The sequence below is a fragment of the Paraburkholderia sp. XV genome, from assembly GCF_020177535.1.
Lineage (GTDB): Bacteria > Pseudomonadota > Gammaproteobacteria > Burkholderiales > Burkholderiaceae > Paraburkholderia > Paraburkholderia caribensis.
On sequence record NZ_JAGUUD010000010.1, the window covers coordinates 67,762 to 80,196 of the forward strand.

Below are 12,435 nucleotides of genomic sequence, written 5' to 3' on the forward strand. Positions count from 1 at the left end.
CAGAAAAATGGAGTTTGAAAATGCCGTCAAAGCGTAGGCTGGTTGCCGCCAGCGCGGTCTTGCTGGTCATCGTCGCGGGCACTGCGGCGACATATCACGTGCGCGGCAGCGCGCCCCTGAGCGACGCTGCCGCCGCTGCGGCGCCGCCGGCTGCGGACGTGGATGTCGCGCCCGTGGTCTCGCAGACCATCACCGACTATCAGGCCTACTCTGGCCGCATCGAGGCCATCAACAACGTGGAGATCCGGCCGCTCGTGTCCGGAACGATCGTCGCCGTCCACTTCCACGACGGCGCGACGGTCAAAAAGGGCGACCTGCTCGTTACGATCGACCCGCGCCCGTATCAGGCGGAGGTCGACCGCGCGGCCGCGCAACTCGCTTCGGCGGAGTCGCGCAATGGTTATGCGGCGGCCGATTGGGCTCGCGCGCAAAGGCTGCTCACGGACAACGCCATTGCCAAACGCGACTACGACCAGGCGCAGAACGCAAATCGGGAAGCCCTGGCCGCTGTGAAGGCGGCCAGGGCCGCGCTCGAAGCGGCGCAGATCAATCTCGGCTACACCGCCATCACGGCGCCCGTGTCGGGACGCGTATCCCGTGCGGAATTGACGGTAGGCAACATCGTTTCGCCGGGGGCCAATGCGCCCGTGCTGACCACGCTGGTGTCGACGTCGCCCATCTATGCGTCATTCGATGTCGACGAGCAGACGTACCTGCGCTTTCTCAGTCGCGACTCGAAAGTGACGGTGCCTGTCTCCGTGGGTCTCGCTAACGAGACGGGCTATTCGCGGCAGGGCGTGATCGATTCCGTGGACAACCGGCTCGACACCAGCTCCGGGACGATTCGCGTGCGCGCGCGTTTCGGCAACGAGGATGGCGTGCTGGTCCCCGGCCTTTACGTGCGGGCCCGCGTTGGCGGCGGTGTGCCGCATCAGGCAGTGCTGGTCAGCGACGCAGCCATTCAGACCGACCAGGACAAGAAGTTCGTGCTGCTGGTGGACGCGGAGAACCGGGTCCGATACCGCGAAGTCAAGCTGGGCGACCAGCACCAGGGTTTGCGCGTCATCACGGGCGGCCTGCAGCCGGGAGACCGTGTCGTCGTGAACGGCATACAACGCGTTCGCCCGGGCGATCCCGTCAAGCCCAACCCGGTGCAAATGTCGGGCGACACCGCCTCCACGACAAGGGCTTCCTGAGTGCGCGCATTGCGCATGGCCCTTCATGCCTAGCCAGAGAATGTCATGAACCTCTCCAAGTTTTTTATCGAACGCCCGATATTTGCGGCGGTGCTGTCAGCCATGATCTTGCTGGCGGGGCTGATCTCGATGGTGAATCTGCCCATCTCCGAATATCCAGGCGTAGTGCCTCCGTCCGTCGTGGTGACGGCGCAATATCCCGGCGCCAATCCGAAGGTGATTGCCGAAACGGTTGCGTCGCCGCTCGAAGAACAGATCAACGGTGTCGAAAACATGCTGTACATGCAGTCGCAGGCGAATAGCGACGGCACGCTCACCTTGACGATCACGTTCAAGCTCGGCACGAATCCCGACCTCGCGCAGCAGCAGGTGGAAACGCGTGTGAACCAGGCGCTGCCGCGCTTGCCCGAGGACGTGCAACGCCTCGGGGTCACGACGATCAAGTCGTCGCCGACGCTCACGATGGTTGTCCACCTTGTTTCGCCGAGCGAGAAATACAACAGCACGTATCTGCGCAACTATGCGCTGATCAACGTTCGCGACCGGCTCGAACGTATTCCCGGCGTCGGCCAGGTGACGTTGTGGGGCTCCGGCGACTATTCGATGCGCGTGTGGCTCGATCCGCAGAAAGTAGCCGAGCACAACATGACCGCCAACGATGTCGTAACGGCGATCCGCGACCAGAACCTTCAGGTGGCGGCCGGCCAGGTGGGTGCGTCTCCGTCGACGCCCGATGCACCGCTGCAACTGAATGTGAATGCGCAGGGCAGACTCGAGACCGAAGACGAATTCCGCGACATCGTCCTGAAGACATCGGCCGATGGCGCAGTGACGCGGCTCAAGGACGTCGCGCGAGTGGAAATGGGCGCGTCCGAATATGCGCGCCGCTCGCTGCTGAATAACAAGTCGGCGGTCGCGATGGCGATCTTCGAGCTGCCGAATGCGAACTCGCTGGACATTTCGGAGCATGTTCGCGATGCGATGAAGCAACTCCAGGCCGACATGCCGGAAGGCGTGAAGTACGACATCGTCTATGACCCGACGCAGTTCGTGCGTTCGAGTATCCACGCGGTGATTCATACGCTGCTGGAAGCCGTCGCACTCGTCGTGCTGGTCGTCATCGTGTTCCTGCAAACGTGGCGGGCGTCGATCATCCCGCTGCTCGCCGTTCCCGTTTCGATTGTCGGCACGTTCTCGCTGTTGCTTGCATTCGGCTTCTCGATCAATGCGCTGTCGCTGTTCGGCATGGTGCTGGCAATCGGCATCGTGGTCGACGACGCGATCGTGGTGGTCGAGAACGTCGAACGCAATATCGCTACGGGCCTGACGCCGAAGGAGGCGACCCATCAGGCGATGCAGGAGGTGAGCGGGCCGATTATCGCCATTGCCCTGACGCTGATTGCCGTGTTCGTGCCGCTCGCTTTCATGAACGGCCTGACGGGCCAGTTCTACAAGCAGTTCGCGATGACCATTGCGATCTCGACGGTCATTTCCGCATTCAACTCGCTGACGCTCTCGCCCGCGCTTTCCGCGCTGTTGCTCAAAGGGCATCACGACCCGAAGGACTGGCTCACGCGCGCGATGGATCGGGTGTTCGGTCCGTTCTTCAACGCGTTCAACAAGGTCTTTCATCGCGGCTCCGAGTCGTATAGCCACGGTGTGTCGAAGGTCGTCAACCGCAAGGTCGTCATTCTCGCGATCTATGCCGTGTTGCTGGGGCTGACCGTGCTGATGAGCAAGGTCGTGCCGGGTGGATTCGTTCCCGTTCAGGACAAGCAGTACCTGGTCGCTATCGTGCAGTTGCCCAACGGCGCGTCGCTCGACCGCACGGAAGATGTGGTGCGCGAAGTCGGGGAAATCGCGTTGAAGACGCCCGGCGTCGAATCGGCCGTGCAGTTCCCAGGCTTGTCGATCAACGGCTTCACCAACTCGTCGAGTTCGGCTGTCATCTTCTTCGGGGAAACGCCATTCGAAGAGCGTAAGGGCAAGTCGATGAACGGACTGAGCATTGCCGCCGAACTGAACAAGCGGCTGTCCGGCATCAAGGGTGCGTTCGTCGCGGTGTTTCCGCCGCCGCCCGTTCTCGGTCTTGGCACGCTGGGCGGCTTCAAGCTTCAGATCGAAGACCAGCAGGCGCAGGGCTATACCGCGCTCAACAACGCGACCCAGTCGTTCCTCAAAGAGGCCGCGAAGACGCCTGAACTCGGCCCGGCGTTCTCGACGTACCAGATCAATGTGCCGCAAGTGAATGTCGCTGTGGACCGCGTGAAGGCCAAGCAATTGGGCATCTCCGTGAACGACATTTTCAGCACGATGCAGGTGTATCTCGGTTCGTTCTATGTGAATGACTTCAACCGGTTCGGCCGCGTCTATCAGGTGCGCGTGCAGGCGGATGCGCCATTCCGCGCGCACATGGACGACATCGGATTGCTGAAGACGCGTAACGACAAGGGAGAGATGGTGCCGTTGTCCACCCTCGTGAAAGTCACGCCAACCTACGGTCCTGACTCGGTGGTCCGATACAACGGCTATACGGCGGCGGATATCAACGGCGGTCCCGCGCCGGGTTATTCGTCGGGGCAGGCCCAGGCCGCCATCGAAAAGGTCGCGGCGAAGACGTTGCCGCGAGGCATGAAGTTCGAGTGGACCGATCTGACGTATCAGCAGATTCTTGCGGGCAATGCGGCGCTCTGGGTGTTCCCGATCAGCGTTCTGCTCGTCTACATGGTGCTGGCCGCGATGTATGAAAGCCTCACGTTGCCGCTCGCCATTCTGATGATCGTACCGATGAGCGTGCTGTCCGCACTGCTCGGCGTCTGGTTGACTCACGGCGACAACAACATCTTCACGCAGATCGGCCTCATGGTGCTGGTCGGGTTGTCCGCGAAGAACGCGATCCTGATTGTCGAATTTGCCCGGGAACTGGAGATGGAAGGGCGCTCGATCGTGCAGGCCGCGATCGAAGCCAGCCGGCTGCGTTTGCGGCCGATCCTGATGACGTCGTTCGCGTTCATCATGGGTGTGGTGCCGCTGGTCGTGTCGAGCGGCGCGGGTTCGGAGATGCGTCACGCGATCGGTATTGCGGTGTTCTTCGGGATGCTGGGCGTCACCCTGTTCGGCTTGCTGCTGACACCCGTCTTCTATGTCGTTCTGCGAAAGCTCGACAGGAAAGAGCACATCGTGGACAAGCACGGACATCACCCGCACGTTCGCGGTGTCGATGCTTCCGTCGAAGCGTGAGGATCATCATGTCGAACAATAGAATGAAGGCTGTCCTCTGGAGCTCGTTGACGCTGTTGAGCGCGGCCCTTCTGACGGCCGGTTGCTCGCTGGCGCCGGAGTACAAGGTGCCGGCTTCGGCTGCCTCCGCGGCTTTCAAGGAAACGCCCGTCACGACGGCAACGGCCGCAACGCAAGGGCAGGCGGGGGCGTGGAAAATCGCGCAACCGTCGGACCAGATTCCGCGCGGGAAGTGGTGGGTGATTTTCGATGATCCCGCTCTCGACGATCTGGAAGAACAGGCGCTCGCCGCCAACCAGAATCTGGCTGCGGCTGCGGCGCGCCTCCAGGAAGCGCGCGCGCTCCAGCAGGCGACCCGCGCTGGCCTGTTTCCGACTATCGACGCAGGCTTTGGACCCACCCGGGAAAAGGTTTCGCCCGCTTCGCAGTTACAGCCGGACGGTGGAAACATTCCGGCACAGACCTTGTGGCGCGCTCAGGCGACGGCGAGTTATGAAGTGGACCTGTTCGGACGGGTATCCGACGCGGTGCGGGCGAGCCGCGCGGAGAGCGAACAATCGGCGGCGCTGCTGCGCTCGGTTCAGCTCTCGTTGCAGGCGGATGTCGCTGCGAACTACTTCAAGGTCCGCGAGCTGGACGCGGAACTGCAGGTCTACGCGCAGAACGTGTCGCTTCGCGAGCAGGCGCTGAAACTCGTGCAGTCGAAGTTCGGTGCAGGCGACATCGCCGAACTCGATGTCGCCCGCGCCAAAGCCGAACTGGCAACGGCACGTTCCGACGCGATGACGGCAGAACGACAACGGGCGACGGCCGAGCACAGTCTCGCGGTTCTTCTGGGCAAGGCGCCGTCCGAATTCTCGATGGCATCGAACCCGTTGCGGCCCGTGCAGATTCGCATTCCGCCAGGCTTGCCGTCCGCGCTGCTGGAGCGGCGGCCCGATATTGCAGCTGCCGAACGGGCCATGGCAGCGGCAAACGCGCGAGTCGGCGTGGCGAAGGCGGCGTATTTCCCGGCGCTGTCGATAACGGGCGCAGCGGGATTCGAGTCCGCGACGCTGGCAGACCTGTTCAAATGGTCCAGCCGGGCGTTCATTCTCGGACCGCTGGCGGGCACCGCGCTGACCGTGCCGATTTTCGACGGAGGCCGTCGCGCGGGGAATCTCGCGAACGCGCGGGCCGTGTTCGACGAGGACGTGGCGAAGTATCGTCAGCAGGTGCTGCAGGCTTTTCAGGAGGTCGAAGACAACCTGTCGGACTTGCGGATACTCGAACAGCAGGTTCAGACGCAGGATGAGGCCGTGCAGGCGTCGTCGCGGGCTGCAACGATCTCGCGCACGCAGTATCGGGAAGGCGCCGTCAACTATCTCGATGTGATCGACGCCGAGCGCACCGTGCTTCAGTCGCAAACCACGGCCGTGCAACTCACCGGTCTTCAGGCGGCGGCGACCGTCAATCTGGTTCGCGCGCTCGGTGGCGGATGGGGCGATGACGTGATCGTCGGCTCCATCGATACGACGCGGGCGGAGTCGACCGGGCGGCAGTGAAGCGCGGGCGATCAGCATGAGAAAAGCGGCGAGCGCGCCTTTGCGCGATGCTCGCCGCTTCTTCAGATCTCCGCTATTTTGCGGCGCGTTTCGGCGACAGCAGTTCGAGTATCTGGCTTAACACGCCGTCGAGAATCTGCTTCGAAAGCTTGGGGTCCGTTACGGCGCGCGACAGTGCAACTGCGCCGACACACGCGCTCAGGACGAAATGCGCTTCGGCGCGCTTGTCCGCGCTGTCTTCGGTCGGGATGGCTTTTGCGATCAGCTCGGCCATGCGCTTGACACGGTTCGTATAGGCCGCGCGCGCGTCGTCCGTGCTGCGGCTCATATCGTTCACGAGCGTTGAAACGGGACAACTATTCGACACCTCGTCACGATGCGCATCGGAGAGGTACATGCGCATCGCTTGCCGGGGCGAGGTGACCATCGCCGCTTCCCAGGGCTCGACGTCGCGCAGGGCGTGCTCGAACGCCTCGGCGATGAGCTCGTCGCGGGAAGCAAAATGCCGGTAAAAACCGCCTACAGTGAGGCCCGCGTCTTTCATCAGGTCAGCGATGCTGATGCCGTCCAACCCCTGTTCGCGGAAGCGTTTGGCAGCGGCATCGACGATACGTTGATGGGTGGCAATCTTGTCAGCTTGCGAATGTCCCATGTCTTCGGCTCCCACGGATCAAGAGGATTATTATAATCCTGATCGGGTTGCGTCGGGGCTGCGGCTGGTCCCGGTCGAATCGGCGTCGTCCGATGTTCGCCATGACAGTCAGACAGGCGCCATTCCGTGCGCGATTTTCACTTCATTGCCGCCCGCCGAAACGAGATGGTTCAGCAAAGCTTTAGCGGCTTCCTGCCGTTCCGACGATGCGCAAATAGCCGCTGAAAACACCGTGACAGCCTGGATGGCGGCTGGAAGCATGCCGATTATGTCGATGCCGGGTTCGTGGACAAGTTCGCTGAGCTGCTGGAAACCGAGTTCGACCGTTCCTTGTGCAACGAGACTGCCGACGGGCACGCCGGGCCGCGCCTCGACGATACGATCCGCGATGACGTCGGCAATACCCCATTGACGAAGCAGATTGACCATATGCGTCCCGCTCGGTCCCGTCGAATACCCGATGGTCCGGGCGCGCAGCACGGCATCGCGCACAGCGGATTCTGAACTGAGGTCCCGACGCGGCTCCCCGTGTTTGACGGCGACGGCCACCTCCGAACGCGCGACGCCGACGCGGCTCGCAGCGATGATGTGACCATTGCGCTCCAGCCGGTCGAGCGCATCGCATGCGAGAACGACCACATCGAAACGCTCGCCTTCCTGAATGCGGCGGGCCGCTTCAACCCCGCCTACCGATACGATCGAAACGCGCTGCCCGGACGCAGCCTCGTACGCTTGCGCCAGCTGCGTCAAAACATGACGCGTCGCCATCGACGATATGACGGTCAATGAATCACGCGAAGTATCAGTCGGCATGCCCGTCTCGATCAGTCGATATAACGCAGGCCCGCCTGCTTCAGCGGTTCTCGCATGTTGTACATGTCGAGCCCCAGAACGCCGGAAGCGAGCCTGGCGCGCTTTTCCGCTTCCAGTGCTTCGCGCGCACTCGCCTTGTCGAGCACCGCGGCGGCGGCAGAAGCGGGAACCGCGACCACTCCGTCGAAGTCCGCGACGATCACATCGCCGGGCGCAACGAGTGCGCCCGCGCAGATCACGGGGATATTGACCGAGCCCACCGTTGCCTTGATGGTGCCTTTCGAGGAAATCGCCTTGCTCCAGACGGGGAAACCCATTTCCTCGAGCACTCTGACGTCGCGCACGCCTGCATCGATGATGAGACCCGTGGCGCCGCGCGCCTTGAAGCTGGTCGCCAGCAGATCGCCAAAGTAGCCATCCGTGCAGTCCGCCGTGATGGCTGCCACGACGATGTCGCCGGGTTGAATCTGTTCAGCGGCGACGTGCATCATCCAGTTGTCGCCGGGATGCAGCAGAACCGTGATGGCTGTGCCGCTCGCCTGGGCGTGCGGATAGATCGGGCGCATGTACGGCTTGAGCAGACCCGTACGGCCCATGGCCTCGTGAACAGTAGCGGAACCCAAGGCGCCAAGCTTGCTCGCGACTTCCTTGTCCGCGCGTTTGATGTTGCGGTAGACAACGCCCATTTCATACATAGTCAGACTCCCTTTGCCTTGAGGGCTGCGTCCAGACGCGGATAGACGCGCCGCGCGTTGCCTTCGTAGATCTTGTAACGGTCTTCCGCGTCGATGGCGGCTGCCTCGACATAGCGCTTCGTGTCGTCGTAATTGAAGCCAGTTTCAGGGTCGATGCCCCGTACGGCGCCAATCATCTCGCTCGCGAAGAGAATGTTCTCGACGGGGATCACGCGCGTCAGCAGGTCGATGCCCGGCTGGTGATAGACGCAGGTGTCGAAGAACACGTTGTTCAGCAGATGGTCTTTCAGCAGGGGCTTCTTCAGTTCCTGCGCAAGCCCGCGGAAACGCCCCCAGTGATAAGGCGCCGCACCGCCGCCGTGTGGGATGACAAAGCGCAGCGTCGGGAAATCCTGGAACAGATCCGACGTGAGGCATTGCATGAACGCGGTGGTATCCGCGTTCAGATAGTGCGCGCCGGTAGTGTGAAAGCACGCGTTGCAACTCGTGCTGACGTGAATCATCGCCGGGATGTCGTATTCGACCATCTTCTCGTAGATGGGATACCAGTACCGGTCCGACAGCGGCGGGCTGGTCCAGTGACCACCCGATGGGTCCGGGTTCAGGTTGACGGCGACATTGCCATACTGCTCGACGCACTTCACCAGCTCAGGGATGCATGTGCTGACATCGACGCCCGGACTTTGCGGCAGCATCGCCGCCGGGATGAAGTGGTCGGGGAACAGCTTGCTCACGCGAAAGCACAGTTCATTGCAGATGGCCGCCCACGTGCTGGAGACCTCGAAGTCGCCAATGTGATGCGCCATGAAGCTCGCGCGCGGACTGAAAATGGTCAGATCGAGGCCTCGCTCACGCATCAGCCGAAGCTGGTTGCTTTCGATGGACTCGCGCAATTCATCGTCGCTAATGTGCAGTTCGGACGCGTGCGGCATCTCGGCGGGATGCTTGATGCCCGCGATCTGGCGGTTGCGCCAGGTTTCGAGCGCTTTCGGCGCAGTGGTGTAGTGACCGTGAATGTCGATGATCATCGTTGCGTCTCTGTCAGTGCAATGGCCAGGCGTGCGTGCGGTCTACTGCTTGGGCGACCCGGACTTGTCCCACGAAAGGCTTTGGCTACCCTTGCCGGCTACCGAATAAAGCGCACCGGGCGCGTTGCGGGTCTTCTGAAATGCTTCGAGTGTTTCGCCACGCATCGCGGCGTAGATGTGCAGGTTCGACACGCCGGTGACGGCGCCGAGCTTTTCCAGCATGAAGAAGATGACGCCGTAGTGGAGCATTCCGCGCCAGTCGCGCCGGCGGATCAGATCGCGCTCCTGTTCGGTCAGGCCTGCCGCCTCGAAGCTGGCTTCTTCGTCGCGCTTGAACGCTTCGCGATGCTCGGGCTCGACCATGCGATGCAGGTAGTCGTTGATGCGGTACGCGCGCACGGCCATCTCGATCGAGAACGGATACGTGCCGTCCAGCTTCTCGACGTTGGTGAGTTCGACCGCCATCTTCTGACGATGCCGCTCGACGATGGCGGGATTGGGCTCGCTGTCTTCGCCTTCATAAATCGCCGTCGCAATGCCCGCCATGGATGGCAGGTAGTAGCTGCGGTGCTTGCAGACCACGTTCGACGACAGCGCGCCGCGCATGGTGAGCCACATGACGACTTCCGCGCCTTCGTAGCCGCCGAGTTCCGCATATTCGGCAATGGTCATGTTCGCGAGTTGCTCGGGGTCGCGCTCGAACAGGTCGAGGAAGCGCTGGTCCCATTCGGTGTTATTGAAGCCGGCGCGTTCGCCATGCACCTGATGGGAGAGGCCGCCCGTCGCGAGAATCGCGACCTTCAGGTCTTCCGGATAGCTTTCGATTGCGCGGCGCAGCGCCTGACCGAGCTTGTAGAAGCGCCGCGCGCTCGGCACGGGCAGTTGCAGAACGCCCATCTGCAGAGGAACGAGTTTGACGGGCCAGTCGGGCTTGTGCGTGCACAGCATCGACAGGGGCGAGAAGCAGCCGTGATCGAGCGCCTTGTTCTGAAAGAAGGACATGTCGAACTCGTCCGTCATCAGCGACTTGCCGATGTGCGCAGCGAATTGCGGATGGCCCTTGATGGCGGGCAGATCGCGTGCGCCGCCGCCTTCGTCCGCGACCTGCCACTGCTCGCCGACGCCTAGCGCGAACGCCGAATAGTGATCGAAGAAGAACGAGGTGACGTGATCGTTATAGATCGTGACCAGCACGTCGGGGCGCTTCTCCGCGAGCCAGTCGGCCAGCGGCGCGAAATTCTCGAAGATAGGCGCCCAGACCGGGTCGTCGCGCTTGTTCTTGTCGAACGCGAAGCCGATCGTCGGAGTGTGTGATGCGGCAAGCCCGCCGATGATTTTTGCCATAGCCGTAAGTCCCGTGACACGCGTCGCTTCGGAAGACGGTCTGCCGACGAAGCAAATCCCGCATTGAATAAACGCATGAGATAACAGCGGTCGCGGACGCGTCAACCGTGGTTCCACGGCTAGTTATGGGGACTTCAGGCGGGGCAACAGGCGCGAAGCACGCTCGGCAAAGCGCTAGGCCGACCATCGAAAATTTATGGCCGATAAATATTTTAGATACAAAACCCGCGTAAAAGCAACGAGTACGGATTCATTCATCCGGAGATAATTAAATTCGGCATCCGAAATAATGCGTTGCGATCCGGGAGACACCATGAAATACGGCAGGGTTGGCATTCGCAGCCGGGCTTTCAGTGCGCCCGCGTTTGCGCAAAGCCGCGTAGCGCTTTGTGGCGTGCGGGACACGGGCATCGATTATGTTTCCCGTTCCAGTGCCGCAGGCGATCATGTCATCCGTATGCGGGGCATCACGGGCGAACTGCCTTGACGCTGGGGGATGCGCGGCGCCGACGCTCTTGGCGACGGACTCAAGGCCGCATTCAGTTTCAAAAGCCGTTGTATGGGTTACGTTCGGCGCATCGGAATTCACGGCGGCCGGTCCACGCGACAGGGCTTCCGTAGTCTCGCTCCCGGCGAAGACCGTGCAAATTACCAGACGGTCGCGAGATTTCGCGTGTACAGTAAAGTGTCCTCTGCTATCTGCATCGGATGACGCGCGAGCTATGCGCGGCCATTTCATCAATCGAATCAAGACTTCAAGGAACGATCTGACTACCGTCATCCCCAAACCCAATGAGCCCGTCGAAGTTGCGCTTCGACGTTTCCGCCGTGCCATTCAGAACAATGGACTGATCGCGGAGTTGCGTGCGCGCACGGCGTATGAAAAGCCCACCACGGAGCGCAAACGCAAGAAAGCGGCCGCCGTGGCCCGCTTGCGCAAGCAGATTCGTCGCGCAATGCCGCCAAGGAAACTGTATTGACCCCGCGTCGTCAGTCTCCGTGTGGCTTCCCTGAGGCGCTTGTCCGGCGGGTGGCGGCTCAGCGGAGCGGCTCGTTTCGATGAGGTCGACTGGCGCCGGGCGAAAATAACCCGGGCCAGTTCATTGATATCTTGCAATTGCGGCGCACAGGTGTTACTGTGCCTTCCAGTTCAAGAAGTTCGATTGCTGTTCATCAATAGTTCCGTTGTCCCTCGGCGGTATTCGTTGTCCTCTCCCTCCTTGATCCTTTGGCTCCACGCTCTGGGGCGATAATCTCTTCATTTTTTCTCTTTCAAGGATTCGTAATGGATACCGGTACTGTCAAATGGTTCAACGACGCAAAGGGCTTCGGCTTCATCTCCCCGGATAACGGCGGCGACGACCTGTTCGCGCACTTCTCCGAAATCCGCGGCGAAGGCTTCAAGAGCCTCGCTGAAGGCCAGAAGGTCAGCTTCGAAACGAAGCGCGGCCCGAAGGGCGTGCAAGCTGCAAACATCACGCCGGTTTAAGGCGTAGCAGTGCGGGGCCGAATGCGGCCCCGATTCGTTTTTCCCCGAAGTTCACGCTCCACGTCTCTCGCACTGGCGTTTGCCAGTCGCATCTCAAACGGCGCGAAGCCGCCTCTGTCATGCTGGTTGCCGTCTCAGCGGCACATGCTTTCGATGCGTGACTAATACAATTCAAAACATCAAAGACACATGCAAAATTCAACAACCCAGCAATACGGGGGTTATACCGTACGTCCGTCCGCACATTGCCTGCCCGATGGTCTCTTTTCCGCGAATCTGCTGCTCGAGCGCAATGGCGCGCGACGCTCGCCGAATCAATACGAATTCTTTTCGCTCGACTATTTCGTCGACGAGGCCGACGCGGTCGATTACGCGCGAAGCTGGGCCTGTCACTGGATCGACACGCGCGGCTGATGTGAGTCGGCAGCAAGCGC

The 12,435-nt window shown here is 61.5% G+C and carries 11 protein-coding genes; 6 read left to right on the top strand and 5 right to left on the bottom strand.

The window, feature by feature from the left end:
* The first annotated feature begins 20 nt into the window (after positions 1-20).
* From KFO72_RS08250 to KFO72_RS08260, 3 genes are read left to right on the top strand one after another with little or no spacing between them, the layout of a single operon-like run.
* Positions 21-1,196, top strand: coding sequence for an efflux RND transporter periplasmic adaptor subunit (locus KFO72_RS08250; protein ID WP_054932743.1), 1,176 nt, complete (start codon positions 21-23; stop codon positions 1,194-1,196).
* A gap of 45 nt (positions 1,197-1,241) precedes the next feature.
* Positions 1,242-4,436, top strand: coding sequence for an efflux RND transporter permease subunit (locus tag KFO72_RS08255; protein WP_054932742.1), 3,195 nt, complete (start codon positions 1,242-1,244; stop codon positions 4,434-4,436).
* An 8-nt stretch (positions 4,437-4,444) separates the two neighbouring features.
* Positions 4,445-5,980, top strand: coding sequence for an efflux transporter outer membrane subunit (locus tag KFO72_RS08260; RefSeq protein ID WP_156516667.1), 1,536 nt, complete (start codon positions 4,445-4,447; stop codon positions 5,978-5,980).
* A gap of 73 nt (positions 5,981-6,053) precedes the next feature.
* On the opposite strand, the gene KFO72_RS08265 is transcribed toward KFO72_RS08260, so the two are convergent.
* From KFO72_RS08265 to KFO72_RS08285, 5 genes are all read right to left on the bottom strand, one after another.
* Entirely contained in the window at positions 6,054-6,632 is a 579-nt protein-coding gene (locus tag KFO72_RS08265; protein WP_054932740.1) for a TetR/AcrR family transcriptional regulator, read from the bottom strand.
* Positions 6,633-6,740: 108 nt separating this feature from the next.
* Entirely contained in the window at positions 6,741-7,445 is a 705-nt protein-coding gene (locus tag KFO72_RS08270) for a substrate-binding domain-containing protein (RefSeq protein WP_225031856.1), read from the bottom strand.
* Positions 7,446-7,456: 11 nt separating this feature from the next.
* Entirely contained in the window at positions 7,457-8,140 is a 684-nt protein-coding gene (gene ligK, locus KFO72_RS08275; protein ID WP_225031857.1) for a 4-carboxy-4-hydroxy-2-oxoadipate aldolase/oxaloacetate decarboxylase, read from the bottom strand.
* Positions 8,141-8,142: 2 nt separating this feature from the next.
* Positions 8,143-9,168, bottom strand: coding sequence for an amidohydrolase family protein (locus KFO72_RS08280; protein ID WP_225031858.1), 1,026 nt, complete (start codon positions 9,166-9,168; stop codon positions 8,143-8,145).
* Between the two features lie 42 nt (positions 9,169-9,210).
* The gene (locus tag KFO72_RS08285; protein ID WP_176053052.1) at positions 9,211-10,512 is read right to left on the bottom strand and encodes a gallate dioxygenase; all 1,302 of its coding nucleotides are present in this window, start codon (positions 10,510-10,512) and stop codon (positions 9,211-9,213) included.
* 767 nt (positions 10,513-11,279) lie between these two features.
* On the opposite strand from KFO72_RS08285, the gene rpsU reads away from it, so the two are divergent.
* From rpsU to KFO72_RS08300, 3 genes are all read left to right on the top strand, one after another.
* The gene (gene rpsU, locus KFO72_RS08290) at positions 11,280-11,492 is read left to right on the top strand and encodes a 30S ribosomal protein S21 (protein ID WP_054932747.1); all 213 of its coding nucleotides are present in this window, start codon (positions 11,280-11,282) and stop codon (positions 11,490-11,492) included.
* Between the two features lie 305 nt (positions 11,493-11,797).
* Positions 11,798-12,001, top strand: coding sequence for a cold-shock protein (locus tag KFO72_RS08295; RefSeq protein ID WP_036000558.1), 204 nt, complete (start codon positions 11,798-11,800; stop codon positions 11,999-12,001).
* A gap of 189 nt (positions 12,002-12,190) precedes the next feature.
* Entirely contained in the window at positions 12,191-12,415 is a 225-nt protein-coding gene (locus KFO72_RS08300; RefSeq protein WP_036000560.1) for a hypothetical protein, read from the top strand.
* The last annotated feature ends 20 nt before the right edge of the window (positions 12,416-12,435 follow it).